The sequence below is a fragment of the Arthrobacter sp. 10T413_2 genome (genome assembly GCF_056394205.1).
In genome coordinates this window covers 1-22,927 of sequence record NZ_JBFTHK010000008.1, presented here as the reverse complement: position 1 = coordinate 22,927, position 22,927 = coordinate 1, and the positions used below count along the sequence as shown (strand labels likewise).

Below are 22,927 nucleotides of genomic sequence, written 5' to 3'. Positions count from 1 at the left end.
GACCGCAAACTATGAACGTTTCTTCCGCCGGACTGCCCACGTCAGTGGCATTGCTCGGAACAGGTCCCATGGGCGCCCCGATCGCCCGGAACATCATCGCCGGAGCCGTGCCCCTGACGCTGTGGAACCRCACCGTGCACAGGGCCGAGGCCATCGCCGGCGGCCGGGTTGCCGCCTCCCCGGCGGAAGCGGCCAGCGACGTCGTGCTGACCGTGCTCCCGGACCTCCCGGATGTCGAGCGGCTCCTGGACGGCAAAAACGGGCTCCTGGCCGGGTGGAAGGCTGCCGGGATCGCCAACCCCGTGCTGGTCATCCACGGCACGGTCTCGCCTGTCGCCGTCGCGGCCTTCGCCGCCGAGTGCCAGCGGGACCACGGGGTGACCGTCATTGATGCGCCGCTCAGCGGCGGTACCATCGGCGCCGAAGAGGGCCGGCTGAGCACCATGATCGGCGGACCCCGCCACGTTGTGGAGCAGCTCACGCCGCTCTTCCGGCTATACAGCTCCACGGTCGCCCGGTTCGGCGACACCGGCGCCGGATCGATCGTCAAGGCCTGCAACCAGATCGTCGTGGCCGCCACCGTCACCGCGCTGGCAGAAGCCATGGCACTCGCCCAAGTCTCCGGGCTGGACCTTGGCCAGGTCCAGTCAGTCCTTGCGGGCGGCCTGGCGAACTCGGAAGTGCTCCGGCAAAAAGGACAGCGGTGGATCGACGCCGACTTCGAGGGCKGCGGATCAGCCAAGAACCAGCTCAAAGACCTCGGATTCATCTCGGAGGTCGCGACGGAGGCCGGACTGACGTTGCCCGTGGCCGAAAGCCTCCTGACGGCGTTTCAGGCGATGGTCTCCGCGGGCCGCGGCGACCTGGACCACACGGGCATCTACCTCGGCATCCGTGGCTGACCCGGAGACGGCTTCGGCTCCGCGAACCCCGCCTGACTTGGCACTTCGCGGCAATGCTTGTGAAAAACACTGACGCGAAGTGTCACGTCAGCGGGTTGGCGGCGTCGGCGACCTACCCCGGACGGCCCGCGACCCTCAGCGGCCCCGGAGCGACGCCGCGGCCGGAACGCCCGGCGGGAATTCGGGCAGCGCCCCTGCGGGAGTGTGGAAGATCCACAACGAGAGGGCACGGTAGACGGCCCAATCGTCGTCGGCCGCCCGCAGGGACGCGGTCTGGGATCCGTCCGGCTGTTCGGTGGTCCGGATGACCTGCAGCTGGACCGGCGCGGCTTCGGGGAGCCGGAGTGTGACCAGGCCCGAGGCCGGCAACGTTCCATGCGGGAACCGTACCGCCGCGCCGCCGACGGAGATGTCCAGCAGCTCGCCGCGGACACCCTCGGCTTCCACKGGCGCCTTCACTTCAATCCGGTGCGCGTTGCGGCGTGACGTGGCGAATTCGGCGGCCCGGATCCGCCGGGTGCCCAGCACCAGCACCACGCCGGCAAGCACGAGCCAGGCGCCCGAGGCCACCGTGGAACCGGGCGTCGTGCGCCAGGGAACCAGCCCGGCCAGCCCGGCCGCCGCGTACAGAACGACCGCGGTGATGAGGACAACCATCACGATCAGAATCCGCGGCGTCCGGCCGCGTAGCCGCGAATCGGCGGCGCCCTTGGGCGTGACCTGAAACTCCAGGACGTTGCGGGACATGAGCCACCAAAGGCACGCCAGGCCCACCGGGACGCGGAAGATCCGCAGGGCGAAGGCCGTGGGCCAGTGGATTTCGTTGCGCATGAGCTGCTTGGAGCCCCACAGCCGCACGGTGAACATGACCAGGAAGACCCCGGTGAACAGCAGCGGACCGGCGGTGGAGGTCTGGGCCCCGGACAGCATGATCAGCACCGGAATCAGGAAGGCCACCAGTGTGGCGATGCCCTCCAGCCACCACAGGGTGCCGTTGAGGTACTCGTGGTAGTTCCGCCACGACATCCAGCCCTTGGCCGCCCACAGTTTCTCGTGGACCAGGATCTGCATGGCGCCCATGCCCCAGCGCCGCCGCTGCAGCAGGTACTGGTCCGGCGTCGCCGGCGCCAGCCMGACCGCGAGGGTCTGGTGGTGGTACACGGTCCGCCAGCCGCGCCGGATGAGCTTGAGCGTGGTGTGCATGTCCTCGGTGATGGTTTCGGTGGCCACGCCGCCCACCTCTTCCAGGGCGCTCATCCGCAACAACGACGTCGACCCGCACCAGAAGGGCCCGGCGCCGGGAACGTTGCGGGAGGCCATGAGGACGTTGAAAAAGGTGCCCTGCTCGCCGGTGATGCCGTCGTCGTCGAACGCGCCGCCGTTGTAGAAGGACTGCGGACCCTGGATCAGCGCGATCTCCGGGTCCTCGAACCAGCCCAGCGTGGCGGTGAGGAAGGTGGGCAGCGGCACATGGTCGCAGTCCAGCACGGCGATGATGTCGATGCCCGGGCCGCCTGCGACCTTTTCCGCGGCCATCAGGCCCAGCGCGTGGTTCATGTTGCCGGCCTTGGCGTGGTCGTGGACGTCCCGGCGGACATAGCGGGCGCCGTAGGCGGCGCACATTTCCTCAACCCAGGGCCGGTCGCCGTCGTCGAKGACCCACGTCTCATGGTCCGGGGCCAGCTCGCAGGCCGCGGCCACCGTGGGCGTCAGAACCTCGATGGGCTCGTTGTACGTGGGGATCAGGACTGCCACCCGCATGCCGTTGGGTGCCTCCGTCACCGGCGCCGGCGGATGGCTGTCGATGTTCCACACCGACCACGCCTTCAGGATGAGGCCGGCCAGCGGGAGGGCCTCGAAGGTCACCAGGATCCAGGCGATGGTCAGGTTCCATTCACCGGACGGCATCGTGAACAGCACCCGCCACGTCAGATACAGGACCAGGGCCGCGATGGCCGCAAGGCCGCCAAGATGCGCGAGCCGCCGGGACCGGGGTGCCTCCGGCCCGGGACGGCCCAGACGGGCAGCCCAGCCGGCAATGCCCGCACGGGTCAGCGCAGTGGCATCAAGTTGTGCGGGCCTCGGCGCCGCAGATGTCTTCCCGGCCGACAGTCCCTCAGCCGATGCGCTTTCGGCGCGCTGCCGTAGATCCTCACGAGACACGTGATCTCCCTCAGCTAGATCCGGTGCTCAAGTCCGATCATCGTAGCCGCGGAGTGCCCCGCGTCGCCGGGGCCGGCGTAATACTTGCACAAAACTGCGCCCKGGGTGCTGTTTGGGAGGCGCCAGTAGCCGTCACCGCATGTTAATGCGCCGGAACCCGCTGCGCAGGCGCCCAGTGCGCTGCGGTTTGGTGCACTGGTTTAGTGCATTGGCTTAGTGCACGGCGACGTTGTCCGCGTCCCCGGGCCCAACGAAACTGCACGAGCCCGGATGGCGCACGGGCAACGTGCAGGTGCGGCCGGTGGGCAAGTGGACATTGGCGCACCGTCCTGCCAGAGCCACATCTTCCCGGACATGCGTGACGTGCGTGCTGCTCAGGTCCAGGGTTCCTTCCTCACTGCTGGCGGGCTGGGGGCTTCCGGACGGACGGTGCTCTTGGCTGTTCACGGCTGCAACTCCTCGGGATCTGTTCTGCGGGAAAGATTGGGAAGGATGCTTAGTTTCCGAAGGCCCCAGCCTTGCACGGTTGGGTTAACACCGGGTTACGGGGGCGTTAGGGTCCTGTCTCGGCGGTGGACAGCGGGCGGCCCCGGGGGCAGGGAGTCTGGGAGTCTGGGAAGCCAGCCGACTGCCAACCCTTTCGCCGTGGCCAGGCTGTTCCTCATACTGGAAAGGCAGGTCCGCGATTCCGGCAGGCGAGGACGGTGGTGGCTGATGAGCAGCGGGGTGAGCGGTTCCGGCAGCGCGTTCCGGCGCCGGGTGKAGCGCGCGGCGGAACTTCGTGGCGTGCGGGCCTCCGGCAGCACCGCCCAGGAGAATGATGCGCTCAACGCCGCGGAGGAGGAACTCCGGCAGAAGCGGGCAAAGATTGACGACGCCGCCAAGGCCGAGTACCTGATCCGCGACGCCATGGCGCAGGGCAAGTTCGACAACCTCAAGTACGCCGGCAAGCCCATCCCGGGCCTGGGGGAGGTGTACGACCCCGACTGGTGGGTCAAGGGCCTGATCCAGCGGGAGAACATCTCCGGCCTGGGCCCGAAGGCGATCCTGCTCCGCACCGAGGACGCCGAACTCGATGCCCGGCTCGATGCCCAGTTCGGCGAGAAACAGGTGCGCGAGATGGTGGAKGACTTCAACGCCCGGGTCATCGATGCCCGGCGGCAGCTTCAGGGCGGGCCGCCGGTGATCACCAAGACGCGCGACGTCGACGTCGAGCTGGACAGCTGGCGGGGGCGCCGGGCTGCCGCGGCCGCCGCTGCTCCGCCCGAGCCGGAACCGGCCCGGTCCTGGTGGCGGCGGCTCTGGAACGGCTCCGCCTAGGCGCTGTCCGGGGCGTGCCCGGTGGAACCCCGCACTACCAGCTGCGTCGGAACGAGATGCAGCCGCTGCGGAAGATCCCGGGCTTCCCGGCGTTCGAGGATGTACMTGCCTGCCTGCAGACCCACGGCGAAGTTGCCGTTGTCCACCGAGGTTAGGGACAGGTGGCGGATGCGGGCGAGGTACGTGTTGTCGTAACCKACCAGCGAGAGGTCGCCCGGCACCGTGAGGCCCTGGTCGGCGGCGGCCGAGAGCGCGCCAATGCAGGCGAGGTCGTTGAACGCAAAAATCGCGGTGGGCCGCTGCGGCCCGGCCAGCAGGCGGCGCGCGGCCTCGTACCCGCTTTCCTCGCTCATGCCGGCGGCCACCACCCAGGGATCAAGCCCGGAATCCCGCATCGCGGCCTCGTAGCCGGCCCGCCTCAGCCGGCCGATCTCGCCCGKGCCCTGCAGGTGCGCGATGCGCCGGTGGCCCAGGGCAATGAGGTGCTCGGCCGCCTGACGGGCCCCGGATTCGTCGTCGTCGACCACGATGTCCACCCCGGGCAGCGCCGGCTCCCGGGTGCCGGCGAGGACCACCGGCACGCTCGCGAGGGCGGCCTCCAGGGCGGCCCCCTCTGAGGTGGTACCCACCACCACAAGGCCGTCGATGCGCTGCTCCAGCAGAGTCTCCACGGACCGTCGGCCCACCCTGTTGTCGGTGTAGGAATCGACCAGCACGGGGGAGACCCCGGCTGCGTGCAGCGTCGCGCTCAGGCCCTCGAGGAGCTCGACAAACCAGGGATTCCGGAGGTCGTTGAGCAGGACACCGATAGTGCCGCTGTGCGGGCTGGAGAGCCCACGCGCCAACTGGTTGGGCCTGTAGCCGAGTTCGGCCATCGCGTCCAGGACGGCCCGACGGCGGTCTGCACCCACGTTGGACGATCCGCCCAGCACCAGCGACACGAGGGATTTGGACACCCCGGCGCGCTCAGCGACGTCGCGGATGGTGGGCCGGCGGGGCGGATGGCCGGGGGCCGTCGGCTGGTTCATGGCGCTCCTCCTCTGGATGCCGTCCCAGCATAAGGGGTTGACGGGTGATCCCGACAAAGTCCATTATGGACCGGTCCAAGTAGTTGTCCAAGTAGGTCGTCAATGGGGTTTGCCCAGCAGTGAGGAATTGTCATGAGTGCACCACAGTCGCCGAAGCCGGCCCGCCACAAGACAGGACGCTGACGTGCTGCGCTTTGCTCTATTAGGGGCCGGTTTCATCGGCTCCGTCCACGCCGCCAACCTCGCCYCCCATCCCGGCGTCGAATTTTCCCGCATCTATGACATCGACCGGAGCCGGGCCCAAGCCCTGGCCGAGACGCACGGGGCCAGCGCCGCCGCGGACCTGGACGAGGTGTTCGATCGGGAAAACATTGACGCCGTTTTCATCGCTTCCTCCACCGACACCCACGCCCGGCATCTGGTCCGCGCCGCCGACGCCGGCCTGGCCGTTCTGTGCGAAAAGCCCATCGACCTGGACCTTGACCGGGCCCGGGAGGCGGCCGCCCACACGGCCGGGCGCGCCGTCCCGGTCATGATCGACTTCAACCGYCGCTTCGACCGCGACTACGCGGAACTCAAGCGGACCATCGACGCCGGTGAGATCGGCKACGTCGAACTCCTCCAGCTCACCACCCGGGGCCCGGCGCTGCCGCCGCTGTCCTACATCGCCACCTCGGGCGGCCAGATGCGGGACCAGACCGTGCACTTTTTCGACCTCGCCCGCTGGCTCACCGGGCTGGACCCGGTGGAAGTTTTCGCCGCCGGCTCCGCCCTGTCCGATCCCCGCCTGGCCGAGTACGACGACGTCGACACCTCCGCGGTCACCCTCCGGCTGCCCACCGGTGCGCTGGTGCAGATCGACAGCGTCCGGCGGACGGGCTACGGCTACGACGAGCGGATCGAGGTCATGGGCTCCGCCGGTTTGGTCGAGGCCGGACGACGCCGCACCGGAGCCGTGTCGCGGTACCGCGCCGGCCAGGTGGTGGACGACGGGCTGCACCCCGGGTGGTTCGAACGCGTCCAGCCCACCTATGCCGCCGCCCTGGCCCACTTTGTGGCCGCGGTGGAGAGCGGGACGCCCCTGATGCCCTCGCTCGATGACGGACTGAAGGCCCAGGCCATCGCGGAGGCCGCCACGCGCTCCCTGCACACGGGCCGCTCGGAGCGGATCGAATACACGGCGATGACTGCCTCCGGGCATGGCAACGGAGCCCGCACTACGGCGGTCCGTTCATGACCGGGAACCGATCGCTCCCCGTGTCCCGGGTCCCTGACTCCCGCGATGCACCCCCGCTCCGCTGGGGGATCATGGGGCCGGGCTGGATTGCGGAACGCTTCACGGAGTCCGTCCAGGCGCACACCGCGCAGGTGATTGCCGCGATCGGATCCCGCTCGCTGGACCGCTCCGAACTCTTTGCCGGACGCCACGGCATCCCAGCGGCCTTCGGCAGCTATGAGGAGCTGGCGGCCGCCGACGTCGACATCATCTATGTGGCCACGCCGCACAACTTCCACTACGAAGCCGCCCTCATGGCGCTCGACGCCGGCAAGCACGTTCTGATCGAGAAGCCGATCGGCATCAACCGCGAACAGGCGGCCGGCATCGCCGGCCGGGCCGCCGAGGCCGGACTGTTTGCCGCGGAAGCCATGTGGACTTTCTTTCTGCCTAAGTTCGACGTCATCCGTCAGGTGCTCGACTCCGGGATGCTCGGGGACCTCACGACGGTCTTCGCCGAATACGGTGAGCACTTTGACCGCAGCCACCGGATCTTCGACCMGGCCCTGGCAGGCGGGCCGCTGCTGGACCTCGGGACCTACCCGCTCTCGCTCATCACATCCGTCCTGGGCGAACCGGACCGTCTCCTGGCGCTCGGTGAACCGCACGAATCCGGAGTCAACGCCCAGCTTTCGGCCGTGATGTCCTTTGCCGGCGRACGCCAGGCCATGATGAACACCCAATTGCACAATTTCACGCCCACCTCGGCCACCATCGTGGGCACGGAGGCCTCCCTGACCATCGACGGGCCTTTCAACATGCCCGGCGGCTTCGCCGTCCGCTTCCCCGACGGCACCCGGCTGGCTTACGAGGAGCCGGCCGGAGCGCACTTTGAGGGCCTGCACTACGAGGCCGCCGCCGTCGCGCGTGCCATTGCGGCATGGCAACTCGAGGTTCCGCAACGGCCGCTCGCCGAATCCATCCGGACCATGGCCGTMGCCGACGCCATCAGGAACCAGCTCGGAATCGTGTTCCCCGGTGAAAGCTCGGCATCGGGGCGCCGTGACTGACATTCCTACTGGGTAGGCCGTCCAGCGGGGGGCCTGCATTCGGGGAGCCCTCCAACCGGGAGCCGCACGCCGTCGGGCGTTGCGGGCGTTCATTCGGCGGACGGCCGCCTTCGCTGCTGTTTCGTCGCGGCCCGTTGTTCCTTGGCGGCGAGGCGCCGACGGTTCGATCCCCGGGTCGGTTTGGTCGCCCGGCGGCGGGCAGCGTCGGGAGCCAAGYCCTCGGCCACGAGGGCGGCGAGTTTGGCCATGGCGATCTCGCGGTTGCGCAGCTGGGAGCGCMGCTCGGAGGCAGTCACGGTGATCACCCCGGCGATGAGCCGAGGTCCGAGACGCGTGACGAGCCTCAGCCGTTGGCCCTCCGACAGCGCCGCCGAGGCGGCGACGTTCCATGAGAGTTCGACGCGGCTGTCCGAGGTATTGACGTGTTGGCCGCCCGGCCCGGAGGACCGCKAGAACCGCCAGMCGAGTTCCGACKCCGGAATCGTGAGCGCGGGCGATACCTCCAGATCCATGCACCTAGCGTTGCACGATCTGGGTGTAATCTGCCCGCTGCCCCCGCGGGGGCTCAAGCGCAACTGCCACAGGCGGGTACCCGTCCGCACGCTGACGGCCGACTCGCACAACGAGGACTGCAAGACCGATGAATAGCCCTGGACGCCGGTGCCAGGTTGTGCCGTAGGGTAGCGGTCATGGAACTCCGCCTCGAGGTCGTCCAGGTACCCGTCGCAGACGTGGACCGGGCCAAGGCCTTTTACACTGACAAGCTCGGCTTCGTGCTGGATCACGACGTCGAACACATTCCCGGAATGCGGGTCGTCCAGCTCACCCCGCCTGGCTCGGCAGCCTCCATTGTCATCGGAACCGGGATGACCAGCATGGTTCCCGGCAGCTTGGAAGGTCTCCAACTAGTCGTGACGGACATGGCTGCCACGCGGAGCGAGCTGCTCCAACGAGGCGCGCCCGTCAGTGAGGCCCAAGACATGGGCGGGTTTGCCTTCGCGTATTTCAGTGATCCCGACGGCAACCGCTGGGTGATCCAGGAAATCCCGTCGAAGGACACACAAAGCCGCTAACCGGCCGGGCTTACCGAGTTTGCGAATGGCAGAGTAACGACGGCGAGAAGTTCCGGGCTTGTGCGCTGGCAAAGTGTGCGGCAGCAACGAGCCGTGGCTCCGCGGGCGCAATCGGCGTAGCCAGCGCTTAGGCGAATACAGCGCGTACCTGCGCGTCGGCACGAAGCGGACGATGCCCATGAAGAAGTTCGGAACAGAAGACAGTCGCAGCCCCCGGCCGGCGGCTCCGGCCGAACCGGGCCGCCTGTCAACGTCCTCTGGCCCGCTGCGCCTCGCAGCCACCCTGGCGTTTGCCGGTTTCGTGGTGTCCGTGGTTGCCGGGCTGTTCCACGCCGATTCGGCCAGCGCGAACGACCACCCTGCGACGTTCGCGGAGTACGCCCGCAGCGGCATCTGGACGGCCGTCCATCTCGGCCAGTTCGTCGGCATGGCGCTTCTCATCGCGGGGCTGCTGGTCACGCTGGTGGTCCTGAAAGCGCCGGACGGGGCCATGGCCTGGACGGCCCGGTTCGGCGCGGTGGCGGCTGTCGCCGCACTGGCACTGTACGCGGCGCTCCAAGCCGTCGACGGGGTTGCCCTCAAGCATGCCGTGGACGCGTGGGCTGCCGCGGCGGAACCGGAGAAGGCTGCCCGGTTCGCGACCGCCGAGGGCATCCGGTGGCTGGAGTGGGGCATGCGAAGCTACCAGAGCTTCATGCTGGGCGCGGCACTCCTGCTGACCGGCACTGTGGTTGTCAGAGCACGCCGCGTCTCCCGGCTGATCGGCTACCTCATGGCACTGTCCGGGCTCGCCTACGTTGCCCAGGGCTGGATCATCGGGGCCGAAGGCTTCTCCCCGGCCAACGCCATTCCCACGCTGGCAGGCATTGTCCTGATCCTGGTGTGGACCGTGTGGTTGCTGCTCAGCGTGTGGTTCGGCAAGGATGCGCCGTCGCGGGACATGAGACGCGGGTAAGAGGGACCACGCACGGCTGAATTCGCCGGAGAGCCGCCAGCTCGCCGGAAAGTTCCGGCGAACTCGCAGGTTTCCGGCGAATTCGCGCGTCGGAGCCGGAAGCGCAGCGGACATCGGCTCCTTGGATCAGGGCTGCCGGTAGCGGATACCCCAGCTGAGGTCCCAGGTCTCGCCGGGGRCCAGCCAACGCAGCCCCTCGCCGCTGTTGAAGGCGTCGGCCGGAGCCGTCATCGGTTCCACCGCCACCGCAGTGACCGGGCCGTCTGCGCCGGGGAAAACGCGGGTGGTGAAGGCCTGGATGTAGCCAAAGGACGCATCCATGAACAATTGCACCTGGCTGCCGTCGGGGGCCTCCAGATAGTGCAGCGAGCTGCCGTCGGGTTCCCGGCGGACGTTGCCCCATGCATCGTCGAGGGCGACGGTGCCGACTAATTGCCCCGCCCGGAAGTCGTGGCGGGTTCCGTGGACAGCCACGGTGGCGCCGGTCGGATTTAGCCGGTGGTCGACTTCGATGTGGGTGTCGGCATTGATGACGAGCGTCAGGTCCTCGGTCGGCACGGCACCCAGCCGGAGGAAGGGATGCGCCCCGACGGCGACCGGGGCGGCCCGGCTGCCGGTGTTGGTCAGGCTGTGGGTGACAAGGAGTCCGTCCTGGGTGAGCTGGTAGCGGACCGCCGTCGAGAGTTCAAAGGGGTAGCCCGGTTCAGCCGCGACGTCGGYGGTGAGCGTGATGCTGTCCGGTGTCCGGTGCGCGACCCTGTACGCGGCGGCGGACAGCAGGCCGTGCAGGKCGTTGCCGTTGCCCGGTTCCGTGATCTCCAGTTGCTGCGGGACGCCGTCGTAGGTCCACTTGCCGTCGGCCACCCGGTTGGGCCAGGGCACCAGGACCCAGCCGGCGCACGACGGCGGAGCGGACTGGGCGGGATAGTCCTGCACGAGGGCGACGCCGTCGATTTCCAGGGCACGCAGGCTGGCGGCGATTTCCGTCACGACGGCTTTTTGGCTGCGGCCTCCCAGCGTGGCCTGCAGTTCGAAGTGCGCACCCATCGGTGAGATTGTCTGGTGCGGCCCCGGCTGGTTCTGTACGGCCTGGTGTTGCACTGCCTGATTCTGTACTGCCTGATTCTGCACGGTCAGCCTGTCTGTGACGTGGGTGAGGGCACGGTGCCGGCGGTTGCGCCGAAGCCGGCGGGATCGGCCAGGAATGGGGTGAAGGCCAGTTCCGCGGCTCCGATCATCATCAGATCAGAGCCGAGGGCTGCGCGGTAGATTTTTGCCTGGCCGGCGGGGCCGTCCATTGCCTGGGACAGCAGCATTGCCTGCAGCGACCCCGGGGCGAGCGCGTGCAGCGTTCCCAGGAAGCCGTCAAGGACGATTGCGTCGGGGTTGAAAATGTTCACAGCGTTGCGCAGGGCTATGCCCAGATAGGTCAGCTGGCGTGCGACTTCGTCGCTGAGCTCGGCGCTGTTGCTGTTCCCGAGGGCTATTTCGAGGTCGGCGGTGTCACCGCTGCTCAAGCCGACCAGTTCGAGGAGCCGGCCCTGGGAGACCTCGGTTTCCAGGCAGCCCGTGGCACCGCAGTGGCAGGTGGTGCCGTCCGAGCGGACAAAGGTGTGGCCGAGTTCCCCGGCATAGCCGGAGGCCCCCCGGAGCAGTTGCCCGTCCGCGATGATCCCGCCGCCGATGCCGCTGGCACCACCGTTGAGGTAAATCAGATTGCCCGGCCGGGCACCAACACCGGCACCAACACCGGCACCAACACCAACACCGGCGCCAGCGCCGAAAATCAGCTCGGCTTCCGCGCCCAGGGAGGCGTCGTTGGCGGCCTGGCAAGGGTAGCCGGTGGCCTCACTCAGCATCCGGGCGACCGGCTCATTGCGCCAGCCCAGGTGCGGCGCGTGCCGCACGACGCCGTCGTCGYGGTTAACGAGGCCGGGCACGGCCATGCCAATGCCGGTAATCCGGTAGGAGGCATCGAGCTCGGACCGCATCCCGGCGATGACGGCCGCCGCGATATTCACCGCCTCCCGGGCGCTCGGAATCCGTTCCGTTTCKAAGCGGATCTTCTTCTGGACCTTCCCTCCGAGGCTGACCAGGCCGATGGTGACGGCGTCGACTTCCGGATTGACGGCCAGCGCCGCAATCGACGGGCTGGGGTGGACCTCKGGACTGGGCCTGCCCACCTGGCCTTCCCCGGCGGGCGCCGCTTCATAGACCAGTCCCAGCGAGGTGAGCTGTCCGATCAATGTCCCAACCGTGGAGCGGTTCAGCCCCGTGTGCCGGGTCAGTTGGGCGCGGCTCAGGACGCCGTGGTGATGGACGAGGGAGGTCAGCAGCGACAAATTGTTGCGGCGCGACGGATCCGGCTCGCCCGCCGGGGCGGAGGCATGGGTACGTGGAKGCATCATCGTGACACTATCAGCGGCCGAATACCGTGCGGTCCAGGAACGCATTGCGGAATTTTCCGGCCGGATCCAGCCGGCCGGCCAGTTCGGTGAAGTCGGTAAAGCGGGGATAYAGCGGTGCGAGGCCGGCGGCGTTGCCGTGGAACAGTTTGCCCCAGTGCGGCCTGGCGCCGAACGGGGACAGTTCCGCTTCCAGACGAGGCAGGATCGCGGTGACGGCGGGCTCGTCCTGGTGCCAGGTGAAGTGCAGGCCGATTCCGTCGCGGCCGTAGTTGGGGCTGAGCCACAGCTGGTCGGCTGCGATCGTGCGGATTTCCCCGACCAGGAGCAGGRGGGTGACGAGCTCCGAGAGGCTCCGCATCGTGCGGAGGGCGTCGACGGCGTGCTCGCGCGGGATCAGGTACTCGCTTTGGAGCTCGTCACCCTTGCTCGGGGTGAATTCCATCCGGAAGTGGGCGAGCCGGTCCGACCATGGCCCGGGAACGCCGAGCTGCTGCGTGCAGTTGCTGCCGGAGACGCCGGGCAGCGGGTGCCGGGCCCGGGTGGCGGGCGTGCCGTCGAAGAATTCCGATAATCCGGCGGGCATCCCCATTTGGTCCGTGCGGTTCTTGAGCCAGGCCTGGCCCACCGTGGGCCCGCTCCAGTCGGTGAACAGGCTCACGCTGTAGGCCGCTGAAGTCACGTCGTCGAAGCTCTCCAGGACTTGTTCCCAGTCAAGGCCCTCAAAGACACTCTGGGCAATCTCGAAGCTGGGTTCGATATCCAGGGTCAGGCGGCTGACGATGCCCAGTGCGCCCAGGCCCACCACCATGCCGTCAAAGTCGGCRTCGCCGCGCCGGGCCGTGACGACTGTGCCGTCGGCGGTGACCAGCTCAAGCTCCGAAACGGCCGTGGCAAGGTTGCCGTTGCCGTCGCCGGAGCCATGCGTGGCGGTGGCGACGGCGCCCGCCACCGAGATGTGCGGCAGCGAGGMGAGGTTGTGAAGGGCAAAGCCCTGGCGATGGAGCTCCGCCGCGAGCGTCCCGTAGCGCGTGCCGCCGCTGACGGTGACGGTCATGTTCTGCGGATCGACGCTGATGCCGGCGTCGAGCCGGTCCAGCACCACCAGGGTCCCGGCCGTGTCCGCAATGTCGTTGAAGGAATGGCGGGACCCCAGCGCGCGGACCTTCCCGGTGCCGGCCACCAGATCCTGCAGTTCCGCCATGCTCGCAGGATGGGCGATCCGCGGTGCCTGGTAGCCGTAGTTCCCCGCCCAGTTGCGTTCGGTCACCATCTGATCAATCACGGTTGAATCCTTCACTCGGGGGGCCTCGCTGCCCTGGTTCTTGTCCCGCTTGGCGCTTATTTGCTGTTTTTCACAACATAACAGCAACGCGGCCAATCCACTAGAGCGCGGCCCAATGGGCGTGGCAATGTCTCGGTCAAGTGGTTGACATCACCAAAATCCATAATATGTTTGTCTCTAGAACAATTTAGTTGGAACCACCCCTTCTCAGTAACCGCACACACCTCTGGAGCATTCAATGGCGATTCAGCCCACCCGTGAAGACAAGTTTTCCTTCGGCCTCTGGACGGTCGGCTGGGAGGCCCAGGACCAGTTCGGCTCCGCCACCCGGCCGCCGCTGGACACGGTCGAAGCCGTCAACAGGCTCAGTGACCTCGGCGCCTACGGCATCACCTTCCACGACAACGACCTCTTTCCCTTCGGCTGCTCCGCTGCTGACCGCCAGYGCGAAATCGACCGGCTGACCGKGGCGTTGAAGGCCACCGGGATGATMGTCCCGATGGTCACCACCAACCTGTTCAGCCATCCCGTTTTCAAGGACGGCGGGTTCACGAGCAACGACMGCGGCGTCCGGCGCTTCGCCCTGCGCAAGGTCCTGGACAACATTGACCTCGCCGCTGAGCTCGGTGCCGAAACCTTCGTCATGTGGGGCGGCCGCGAAGGCAGTGAATACGACGCCGCCAAGGACATCCGCGGCGCCCTGGAACGCTACCGCGAGGCCGTGAACCTGCTCGGCGACTACGTCACCGACAAGGGCTACAACATCCGCTTCGCCATCGAACCGAAGCCGAATGAACCCCGCGGCGACATCCTCCTGCCCACCCTGGGCCACGCCCTGGCCTTCATCGAAACGCTTGAGCGCCCCGAATTGGTGGGTATCAACCCCGAAACCGGGCACGAGCAGATGGCCGGCCTGAACTTCACCCACGGCATTGCCCAGGCGCTCTACCAGGGCAAGCTCTTCCACATCGACCTCAACGGCCAGCGGAGCATCAAGTTCGACCAGGACCTGGTGTTCGGCCACGGCGACCTGCAGAACGCGTTCTCCCTGGTGGACCTGCTCGAAAACGGCGGCCCCGACGGCGGCCCCGCCTACGACGGCCCGCGCCACTTCGACTACAAGCCCAGCCGCACCGAGGACATCGACGGCGTGTGGGACTCCGCCGCCGCCAACATGCAGACCTACCTGCTGCTCAAGGAACGCGCCAAGGCCTTCCGCGCCGACCCCGAGGTCCAGGCCGCGCTGCAGGCCTCCCGCGTTGCCGAGATCAACGAACCCACGCTCAACCCGGGCGAAGGGTACGAGCAGCTCMGCGCGGACCGCGCTTCCTACGAGGACTTCGACGCCGACGCCTACTTCGGAGGCAAGGGCTTCGGCTTCGTGAAGCTGCAGCAGCTCTTCATCGAGCACCTGCTCGGCGCMCGCTAATACCGTGACGGCTGCTCCCATGACCCTTGTTGCCGGCGTCGACTCTTCCACCCAGAGCTGCAAAGTGGTGGTCCTGGACGCGGAAACCGGAAGGCTTGTCCGCGAGGGCCGGGCCGGTCACCCGGACGGAACGGAGGTCCACCCGGACCACTGGTGGCGGGCCTTGTCGGAAGCGTTCGACGACGCCGGCGGGCTGGCGGACGTCAGCGCGCTGTCGGTGGGGGGCCAGCAGCACGGCATGGTGCTGCTGGATCACGCCGGCAATGTGGTGCGGCCGGCGCTACTGTGGAACGACACCCGTTCCGCGGCCGCCGCGGCCGCACTCACCGACGAAGTGGGGGCGGACGACTTTGCCCGCAGGACCGGCCTGGTCCCGGTGGCCTCCTTCACCATCACGAAGATCCGCTGGGTCCGGGCCCACGAACCGGACCTGGCGGACCGGGTGGCGGCCGTTGCGCTGCCCCATGACTGGCTGACCTGGCGGCTCCGCGGCTACGGCCCGGCAGCGTCCAGCCCGCTGGGMCCGGACCTGGACCAGCTCACGACGGACCGCTCGGATGCCAGCGGAACGGGTTATTGGAGCCCCTCGGCCGGTGAGTACGATCTTGAGCTGTTCAAAGCCGCCTTCGKCCGGGACGCCCGGGAAGCTACCGGGAATGCCGGGACGGGGGACTTCGGGGCCGTGATTCTGCCCCGCGTTCTGGGTCCCGGCGAGGCTGCCGGGGAGATCCACCCCGACTGCTTCGGATCCCCGGCTGAGCTGCCAGGCCAGTCGGGATCAAACCCGGCCGGACCCGGGAAAGCAGGACCCGGCCAGTCGGGATCAAACCCGGCCGGACCCGGGCACCGCATTCTCCTGGGTGCCGGTGCCGGGGACAATGCGGCCGCCGCACTGGGCCTGGGTGCCGAAGCCGGGGACGTGGTGGTGTCCGTGGGCACCAGCGGCACGGTGTTCTCCGTGGCGTCGCGGGCCGTTGCCGACCCCAGCGGAACGGTGGCAGGCTTCGCGGACGCCAGCGGAGAATACCTGCCCATCGCCGTCACACTGAACGCCGCGCGCGTGCTCAGCTCGGTGGCCGGCATCCTGGGCGTGGATTTCGATGAATTGTCGCGCCTTGCCCTTGACGCCGATCCCGGCGCCGGGGGCGTGGTGCTGGTGCCGTACTTCGAAGGCGAGCGCACCCCCAACCTGCCGCACGCCAAAGCCCGCATCCACGGGCTCAGCATTGCCTCCAGCACCCGGAACAACCTGGCCCGGGCCGCCATCGAAGGCATGCTCTGCGGACTCTCCGGCGGCCTGGATGCCCTCCGCGCCCAGGGCAGCCCGGCAACACGCCTCCTCCTGATCGGCGGCGCCGTGCAGAACCCGGCGGTGCAGGCCATCGCGGCCCAGGTCTTCGACCTGCCGGTCGTGGTCCCGAGCCCGGGGGAGTACGTGGCCCGGGGCGCTGCCGTGCAGGCAGCCTGGGCCCGCAGCGGCACTCGGCCGGCCTGGCTCGTTGCGGTGGACGCCGCTCCGGACCCGGACTTCCACCCGGAAATCCAGCAGAACTACCTGAGGGCGAGCCGCCACATTGACCCTGGCGACTGAGCCGCCGCGGCGGCTACGGCCGCCGCGCGTCCGGCGTCGGGTCCCCGGCGGCGGGAGGGGCCGTCGATTCCCGGACCACAAGATGCGTGGCCAGTTCGACCCGTTGCGAGTCGAGCTCCTCGCCATTGGCMTGCCGGAGCACGGCGCGCAGGGCGGCGCGGCCCATCTCCTGCAGCGGCTGGGTCACGGTGGTCAGGGCGGGGATGGACTGCTCCGCCTGGTACGTGCCGTCGAAACCCACCAGGCTCAGGTCCTCCGGGATCCGCATCCCGTGCCTCCGGGCTTCGGCCAGGACGCCGAGGCCGATGCTGTCACTCCCGGCAAAAATGGCAGTCGGCGGCTCGGGGAGGGCCATGAGGGCCTTGAGGCCGCGGATTCCGTGTTCCGGACGGAACTTGTCCAGCATGACGTAGTCGGGCCGCACCTGKACTCCTTCGGCCATGAGTGCCGCCATGTAGCCGTGCAGGCGGGCCTGGTTGCATTCCGCCGACTCCGGCCCGCCAAGGTACGCGATCCGCCGGTGGCCCAGTTCGAGCAGATGCTCCGTGGCCGCCTTCCCGCCGGCCCAGTTGGTGGCACCCACACTGACAACCTCCGACGGCGGCGGGTTGAGCGGATCGATCACCACCACGGGAATGTGCCGGCGGCGGAAAGCATTCAGCTGGGCCGTACTGAAGCCGGACGTCACCACAATCAGACCGAGCCGGCCCTCGTCCACAATGCGCTGGGCCCGCCGCTCCGGGCTGAGCGTCATGGCGGCCGGGTGCCCGGTCACATCGATCAGTACCTGGACGTCCACCGAGGCGGCCTGCTCCAGCACGCCGTTGAGGACCTCGACGGCGTACGCCGAGTACAGCGAGTCGAACACTACTTCCACGATTCCAGGCCGGCCCTCGGCGTGTTTGCGCTGCTGCGGTGACCGGTATCCCAGGTGTTCAAGCGCCGCCAGGACCCTGGTGCGGGTACTCTCCGCAACGTCCTCCCGCCCGTTGATGACCTTGGAGACCGTGGGGGAGGAAACGCCGGCCTCCCGGGCGACGGCGGCAAGAGTTGGCCTGCCGGGACCCTGCACTAGTGACACGATGGCTCCTGTATTTTCGAAATATTTCGATACGAAGAAGTCTCGCCCGGTTTGTTCCTTGCGTCAAGTATCCGGGCCTGAAATACCTGAAGTTTCCGAATCCGCCCTTGACTGTGATTGCAGTCACCATTAGTTTAGTTTCACAAGTCGCAGACTTTTACGAAACTTTTCGAAATATAGCTTTACCCCCATCAGCAGCGGCAGTGCAGCCTTCTTCGCGGAGGGTTGGGCTGCCGCCACTCACAACCGGGCCATCAGCGCAGACCCCGGAAGACGAATGGAATCCCAGATGAAATATCGTACGTTTCGCAGTGCCGCGATAGCTTGCTCCGCAGTCGCAATTTCGATCAGCCTGGCCGCTTGCGGCTCCAGCGGCCCGGCAGGTTCTGGTGCAAGTGCAGACTCGGCCACCATGTGGGGGCTGACAGGCGGCAACCAGCCAGTGCTGCAGAAGTCCGTCACGGACTGGAACTCCGCCCACCCGGATTCGTCCATCAAACTGGATTTCTTCGCGAACGACGCCTACAAGACCAAGGTGCGCACCGCCGTCGGCGCCGGTCAGGGCCCGACCTTCATCTACGGCTGGGGCGGCGGCGTGCTGAAGTCCTACGTGGATGCCGGGCAGGTGGATGATCTCTCCGGGTTCCTCAAGGACAACCCCGACGTTCAGGACCGCTACCTTCCGGCGGTGCTGAAGAACGGCGTCATCGACGGCAAAACCTACGCCCTGCCGAACAACAACGTGCAGCCTGTGGTGCTGTACTTCAACAAGGACGTCTTCGCCAAGGTGGGTGCCGAGGCTCCCAAGACCTGGGACGAGCTCATGGCGCTGGTGCCGAAGTTCAAGGCCGCGGGCATTGCCCCGTTCTCGCTCGGCGGCCAGTCCCGGTGGCCGGACCTGATGTGGCTCGAGTACCTCGTGGAACGCATCGGCGGCCCGGAGGTCTTCGCCAACATCGCTGCCAACAAGCCCAACGCGTGGTCCGACCCCGCGGTCACCGAGGCACTGAGCAAAATCCAGCAGCTCGTGGACGCCGGCGGCTTCGTCAACGGGTTCTCGTCCATCGCGGCGGACAGCAACGCCGACCAGGCACTGCTGTACACCGGCAAGTCGGCCATGATCCTGCAGGGCGGCTGGATCTACCAGAGCATGAAGAAGGACGCTGCCGACTTCGTCAAGAGCGGCAAGCTCGGCTTCACCACCTTCCCCGCGGTCTCCGGCGGCAAGGGAGATCCGGCCAATGTCGTGGKCAACCCCTCCAACTTCTGGTCCGTCTCCTCGAAGGCCGCCGACGGCCAGAAGAAAGCCGCCCTTGAGTACGTGAAGGACGGCATGTTCTCGGACAGCAACATCCAAGGCCTCATCGACTCCGGAGCCGTGCCGGTGGTCAAGGGCATCGAGAGCAAGCTCGCCGCGTCCCCGGACAAGGACTTCCTGACCTACGTGTATGGCATGGCCAAGAATGCCCCTAGTTTCACGCTCTCCTGGGACCAGGCACTCAGCCCGGCCCAGGGGKACGCCATGCTGGCCAACCTCGACCAGATCTTCCTCAAGAAGATCACCCCGGAGCAGTTCGTCGCCACGATGAACGCGACGATCGGAAAGTAATCCAGTGTCCACCTYATCCGGTTCCTCCCGGCGGGCCCTTCAGCGGGGCCCGTCGGGGTGGCTGGCCGCACCGGCCCTTGCCTTCTTCTTGTTGTTTGCCATCATTCCGCTTGGCGGCGTCCTGTTCCTGAGCTTCACGTCGTGGGACGGCCTAGGCGAGATCAAGCTGGACGGGTTGTCCAGCTGGACCACCGTCCTGACCGACCCGGTCACCGGCAACGCCCTGCTGGTGACGGCGAAGATCATGTTCTTCTCGTTCATCGTCCAGGCCCCGATCAGCCTTCTGCTGGGGGTCTTCACCGCCGGGGGCCAGAAGTACCGCGCGGCTTTGGCTGTCCTTTACTTCGTGCCGCTGTTGCTGTCCTCGGCCGCGGTGGCCATCGCGTTCAAAGCCCTCCTGGATCCCAACTTCGGCCTGGGCGCCGGACTCGGCATACCGGCTTTGTCGCAGGACTGGCTCGGCAATTCGGACCTGGTGCTGTTCGTCGTGGTCTTCGTGATCGCCTGGCAGTTTGTCCCGTTCCACACGCTCATCTACCAGGGCGGCGTGCGCCAGATCCCCGGGTCGCTGTACGAGGCGGCGCAAATCGACGGTGCCGGAAGGATCCAGCAGTTCTTCAACATCACCCTGCCCCAGCTGAAATACACCATCATCACGTCCTCCACGCTCATGGTGGTTGGCTCGCTCGCGTACTTTGACCTCGTCTTCGTCCTCACCGGCGGCGGCCCCGGCTACGCCACACGGCTGCTCCCGCTGCACATGTACCTCACCGGGTTCAAAGCCAATGACATGGGCGCTGCGAGCGCCCTCGGGGTCATCCTCGTGGTGATCGGCGTGGCACTCGCCCTGCTGCTGCAGAGACTGGGCGGAAAGAACCGCAATGCAAGCCAATTGGAAGGTGCCTGATGGCTTCCCTGACCCAGATTCCCGTCCCGTCCTMAACACCCGTCCGCCCCGCCGCCAGCCCCCGTCCGCGGACCAAGGCATCCGGACGGTTCCGCCCGAACGTCCTTGGCGGCCTCGGCGGCTGGCTCTGGCTGGCCATCATCATTGTCCCCGTCTACTACGTGGTGGTGACGAGCCTGAAGAACCAGGCAGGCTTCTTCACGTCCAACCCGATGATGCCGCCCGCCGAACCCACCTTGGATAACTACAAGCTGGTCCTGGAGAACGACTTCGCGAGATACTTTGCCAACAGCCTCATCGTCACAGTGGGCAGCGTCGTACCGGCCCTCCTGGTCTCGTTCATGGCTGCATACGCGATCGTCCGCGGCAAAAGCAGGTTCCTGGGCTGGACAAACAACCTCTTCCTGCTGGGCCTGGCCATCCCGCTGCACGCCACGATCATCCCCATCTACTGGATGATCACCCGCGCCCATCTGTACGACACCCTGCTGGCCCTGATCCTGCCGTCGGTCGCCTTCGCCATCCCGATCTCAGTGCTGATCCTGTCCAACTTCATGCGGGACGTCCCCAACGAGCTCTTCGAATCCATGCGGCTGGACGGCTGCTCGGACTGGGCCATGATGTGGCGCCTGGCGCTGCCGATGACCCGGCCCGCCGTGGTGACGGTGGGCATCTACAACGCGCTCGKAGTGTGGAACGGCTTCCTGTTCCCGCTGATCCTGACGCAGAGCCCGGAGACCCGGGTGCTGCCGMTGTCGCTGTGGACGTTCCAGGGCGAGTTCAGCGTCAACATCCCGGCCGTGCTGGCCGCCGTCGTGCTCGCCACGCTGCCGCTGCTGGTGGTCTACGTGATCGCCCGGCGCCAGCTCCTCAGCGGACTCACCGCCGGCTTCAGCAAATAGCGGCAGGTCCCCGAGCCGGGGAGCCGTCAATCTCCACCCGTTCTTTGAAAGGATTACCGATGACTGACCCGACGAGCCTGCGTGTGGGGATGGTGGGCTACGCGTTCATGKGGGCCGCGCATTCCCAGGCCTGGCGGAGCGCGCCGCGGTTCTTTGACCTGCCGCTGCGCCCCGAACTGACCGCGATCACGGGCCGGAACGCCTCCGGGGTGCGCGCCGCCGCGGACAAGATGGGCTGGGCGTCCGCCGAGACGGACTGGCGGGCGCTGATCGAACGGGACGACATCGACCTGATCGACATCTGCACCCCGGGTGACACCCACGCCGAGATCGCGATCGCCGCGCTCGAGGCCGGCAAGCATGTCCTGTGCGAAAAACCGCTGGCGAACTCCGTCGCGGAAGCCGAACGGATGGCCAAGGCGGCCGACGCCGCGGCGGGCCGCGGCGTGTTCTCGATGTGCGGCTTCAGCTACCGCCGCACCCCGGCCCTGGCCCTGGCCCGGCGGATGGTGCAGGAGGGCCGGCTGGGCCGGATCCGGCACGTCCGGGCGCAGTACCTCCAAGACTGGCTCTCCGACGCCGATGCCCCCCTGACCTGGCGGCTGGACAAGGCCAAGTCCGGCTCCGGCTCCCTCGGGGACATCGGAGCCCACAGCATCGACACCGCCCAGTGGATCACCGGACAAAGCATCACCGGGGTCTCGGCCCTGCTGGAGACCTTTGTCACCGAACGCCCCCTCGCCGGGGACCTCGTGGGCCTGGGCGGCCACGGCGCCACCGGTGCCGACGCGGTCCGCGGGCCCGTGACCGTCGACGACGCCGCCATCTTCACCGCCCGCTTCGCCGGCAACGGGGACGACACCGCCTCCAACAACGGAACCGGAACCGGGCCGATCGGCGTGTTCGAAGCCACCCGGTTCGCCCTCGGCCKGAAAAACGCGATGCGCATCGAACTCAACGGCACCCTGGGCTCGCTGGCCTTCGACTTCGAGGACATGAACGCCCTGTCCTTCTACGACGCCGCCGACGGCCCGGACGCGGGCTTCCGCAAGATCCTCGTCACCGAACCCGAACACCCCTACACCGGGAACTGGTGGCCCACCGGCCACGGCCTKGGCTACGAGCACCTCTTCACCCACCAGGTGGTCGACCTCATCCACGCCATCGCCGGCAACCGGCCCCCCGCACCGTCCTTCGCCGACGCCCTCCAGGTCCAAAAAGTCCTCGCCGCCGTCGAAACCAGCGCCGGAGCCAACAGCCACTRGCACAACGTCTGGGAGGAAACACCATGACACGACCCATCACCCTCTTCACCGGCCAGTGGGCCGACCTGCCCTTTGAAGAAGTGGCGCGGCTCGCCGGCGAGTGGGGCTTCGATGGCCTGGAGATCGCCTGCTGGGGCGACCATCTGGACCCGCAGCGCGTCGTCGAGGACGACGCCTACCTCCAGAACCGGCTCGACATCCTGGACAAGCACCGCCTCACAGTCCATGCGATCGCCAACCACCTCACCGGTCAGGCCGTCTGCGACGACCCGATCGATGAACGCCACGAGGGCATTCTTCCCGCCCCGGTGTGGGGCGACGGCGACCCCGAGGGGGTCCGCACCCGCGCCGCCGAGGCCATGAAGACCACGGCTCGGGCGGCCGCCAGGCTGGGCGTGAAGACCGTCACCGGCTTCACCGGATCCTCGATCTGGAAATGCGTCGCCATGTTCCCGCCCGCGTCGGACGCCATGATCGAACGCGGGTACCAGGACTTCGCCGACCGCTGGAACCCAATCCTCGACGTTTTCGACGAGGAAGGGGTCCGCTTCGCCCTCGAGGTCCACCCGTCCGAAATTGCCTACGACTACTGGACCGCCAAGCGGACCCTCGAGGCCATCGGGCACCGGGAGAACTTCGGATTGAACTTCGACCCCTCGCACTTCCTCTGGCAGGACCTGGACGCCGTCATGTTCCTACAGGACTTCGCCGAGAAAATCTTCCACG

20 protein-coding genes are annotated in these 22,927 nt (G+C 67.6%); 13 read left to right on the top strand and 7 right to left on the bottom strand.

Going from position 1 to position 22,927, the window contains the following annotated elements; translation table 11 throughout:
* Positions 1-11 precede the first annotated feature (11 nt).
* Positions 12-902 (top strand): NAD(P)-dependent oxidoreductase, encoded by an 891-nt coding sequence (locus AC1DBQ_RS02735; protein ID WP_476927034.1) that lies wholly within the window; start codon positions 12-14, stop codon positions 900-902.
* Positions 903-1,037: 135 nt separating this feature from the next.
* Here the strand turns inward: AC1DBQ_RS02735 and AC1DBQ_RS02730 are convergent, their stop codons facing one another.
* Positions 1,038-3,065 carry a glycosyltransferase family 2 protein gene (locus tag AC1DBQ_RS02730; protein WP_476927033.1) on the bottom strand — a complete coding sequence of 676 codons (2,028 nt, stop codon included), beginning with the start codon at positions 3,063-3,065 and terminating at the stop codon, positions 1,038-1,040.
* A gap of 714 nt (positions 3,066-3,779) precedes the next feature.
* Here AC1DBQ_RS02730 and AC1DBQ_RS02725 point away from each other — a divergent pair.
* Entirely contained in the window at positions 3,780-4,385 is a 606-nt protein-coding gene (locus tag AC1DBQ_RS02725; RefSeq protein WP_476927032.1) for a DnaJ family domain-containing protein, read from the top strand.
* Here AC1DBQ_RS02725 and AC1DBQ_RS02720 read toward each other — a convergent pair.
* A complete protein-coding gene (locus AC1DBQ_RS02720; RefSeq protein ID WP_476927031.1) occupies positions 4,382-5,413 on the bottom strand; it encodes a LacI family DNA-binding transcriptional regulator in 1,032 nt (343 codons plus the stop codon). The two genes, AC1DBQ_RS02725 and AC1DBQ_RS02720, sit on opposite strands and share 4 nt — an antisense overlap.
* Positions 5,414-5,597: 184 nt before the next feature.
* Between AC1DBQ_RS02720 and AC1DBQ_RS02715 the strand changes: the two genes are divergently transcribed.
* Positions 5,598-6,650 (top strand): Gfo/Idh/MocA family oxidoreductase, encoded by a 1,053-nt coding sequence (locus tag AC1DBQ_RS02715; RefSeq protein ID WP_476927030.1) that lies wholly within the window; start codon positions 5,598-5,600, stop codon positions 6,648-6,650.
* On the top strand, positions 6,647-7,699 hold the full coding sequence (locus AC1DBQ_RS02710) for a Gfo/Idh/MocA family protein (RefSeq protein ID WP_476927029.1): 1,053 nt from the start codon (positions 6,647-6,649) through the stop codon (positions 7,697-7,699). Before AC1DBQ_RS02715 ends, AC1DBQ_RS02710 begins: the two co-directional genes overlap by 4 nt.
* 89 nt (positions 7,700-7,788) lie before the next feature.
* On the opposite strand, the gene arfB is transcribed toward AC1DBQ_RS02710, so the two are convergent.
* Entirely contained in the window at positions 7,789-8,211 is a 423-nt protein-coding gene (arfB, locus tag AC1DBQ_RS02705) for an alternative ribosome rescue aminoacyl-tRNA hydrolase ArfB (protein WP_476927028.1), read from the bottom strand.
* A 177-nt stretch (positions 8,212-8,388) separates the two neighbouring features.
* Here arfB and AC1DBQ_RS02700 point away from each other — a divergent pair, with 177 nt between their 5' ends.
* Both AC1DBQ_RS02700 and AC1DBQ_RS02695 read left to right on the top strand, forming a co-directional pair.
* Positions 8,389-8,772, top strand: a complete 384-nt coding sequence (locus AC1DBQ_RS02700; RefSeq protein WP_476927027.1) for a VOC family protein — start codon at positions 8,389-8,391, stop codon at positions 8,770-8,772.
* Between the two features lie 178 nt (positions 8,773-8,950).
* A complete protein-coding gene (locus AC1DBQ_RS02695; protein WP_476927026.1) occupies positions 8,951-9,727 on the top strand; it encodes a DUF4386 family protein in 777 nt (258 codons plus the stop codon).
* A gap of 126 nt (positions 9,728-9,853) precedes the next feature.
* Here AC1DBQ_RS02695 and AC1DBQ_RS02690 read toward each other — a convergent pair whose 3' ends face one another.
* From AC1DBQ_RS02690 to AC1DBQ_RS02680, 3 genes are read right to left on the bottom strand one after another with little or no spacing between them, the layout of a single operon-like run.
* Positions 9,854-10,828, bottom strand: coding sequence for an aldose 1-epimerase family protein (locus tag AC1DBQ_RS02690; RefSeq protein WP_476927025.1), 975 nt, complete (start codon positions 10,826-10,828; stop codon positions 9,854-9,856).
* Between the two features lie 32 nt (positions 10,829-10,860).
* Positions 10,861-12,135: an ROK family protein gene (locus tag AC1DBQ_RS02685; protein ID WP_476927024.1), complete on the bottom strand. Its 1,275-nt coding sequence runs from the start codon at positions 12,133-12,135 to the stop codon at positions 10,861-10,863.
* Positions 12,136-12,145: 10 nt separating this feature from the next.
* A complete protein-coding gene (locus AC1DBQ_RS02680; RefSeq protein ID WP_476927067.1) occupies positions 12,146-13,405 on the bottom strand; it encodes an FAD-binding protein in 1,260 nt (419 codons plus the stop codon).
* Positions 13,406-13,655: 250 nt separating this feature from the next.
* Here AC1DBQ_RS02680 and xylA point away from each other — a divergent pair, with 250 nt between their 5' ends.
* Positions 13,656-14,846, top strand: coding sequence for a xylose isomerase (xylA, locus tag AC1DBQ_RS02675; RefSeq protein WP_476927023.1), 1,191 nt, complete (start codon positions 13,656-13,658; stop codon positions 14,844-14,846).
* A gap of 19 nt (positions 14,847-14,865) precedes the next feature.
* Positions 14,866-16,437, top strand: a complete 1,572-nt coding sequence (locus AC1DBQ_RS02670; protein WP_476927022.1) for a xylulokinase — start codon at positions 14,866-14,868, stop codon at positions 16,435-16,437.
* Positions 16,438-16,450: 13 nt separating this feature from the next.
* Here AC1DBQ_RS02670 and AC1DBQ_RS02665 read toward each other — a convergent pair whose 3' ends face one another.
* On the bottom strand, positions 16,451-17,518 hold the full coding sequence (locus tag AC1DBQ_RS02665) for a LacI family DNA-binding transcriptional regulator (protein ID WP_476927021.1): 1,068 nt from the start codon (positions 17,516-17,518) through the stop codon (positions 16,451-16,453).
* Between the two features lie 412 nt (positions 17,519-17,930).
* On the opposite strand from AC1DBQ_RS02665, the gene AC1DBQ_RS02660 reads away from it, so the two are divergent.
* From AC1DBQ_RS02660 to AC1DBQ_RS02640, 5 genes are all read left to right on the top strand, one after another.
* The gene (locus AC1DBQ_RS02660) at positions 17,931-19,127 is read left to right on the top strand and encodes an extracellular solute-binding protein (RefSeq protein WP_476927020.1); all 1,197 of its coding nucleotides are present in this window, start codon (positions 17,931-17,933) and stop codon (positions 19,125-19,127) included.
* Between the two features lie 4 nt (positions 19,128-19,131).
* Entirely contained in the window at positions 19,132-20,034 is a 903-nt protein-coding gene (locus AC1DBQ_RS02655) for a carbohydrate ABC transporter permease (protein WP_476927019.1), read from the top strand.
* On the top strand, positions 20,034-20,936 hold the full coding sequence (locus tag AC1DBQ_RS02650; RefSeq protein ID WP_476927018.1) for a carbohydrate ABC transporter permease: 903 nt from the start codon (positions 20,034-20,036) through the stop codon (positions 20,934-20,936). Before AC1DBQ_RS02655 ends, AC1DBQ_RS02650 begins: the two co-directional genes overlap by 1 nt.
* 59 nt (positions 20,937-20,995) lie before the next feature.
* Positions 20,996-22,228, top strand: coding sequence for a Gfo/Idh/MocA family protein (locus tag AC1DBQ_RS02645; protein ID WP_476927017.1), 1,233 nt, complete (start codon positions 20,996-20,998; stop codon positions 22,226-22,228).
* Positions 22,225-22,927, top strand: a 703-nt coding sequence (locus AC1DBQ_RS02640; RefSeq protein ID WP_476927016.1) for a sugar phosphate isomerase/epimerase family protein, incomplete at its 3' end; no start/stop codon positions are given. The genes AC1DBQ_RS02645 and AC1DBQ_RS02640, both read left to right, overlap by 4 nt.

Bases quoted from the DNA above. Each gene is read 5' to 3' on its own strand.
- AC1DBQ_RS02700 (WP_476927027.1), top strand. From the start codon at position 8,389: ATGGAACTCCGCCTCGAGGTCGTCCAGGTACCCGTCGCAGACGTGGAC.
- AC1DBQ_RS02695 (WP_476927026.1), top strand. From the start codon at position 8,951: ATGAAGAAGTTCGGAACAGAAGACAGTCGCAGCCCCCGGCCGGCGGCT.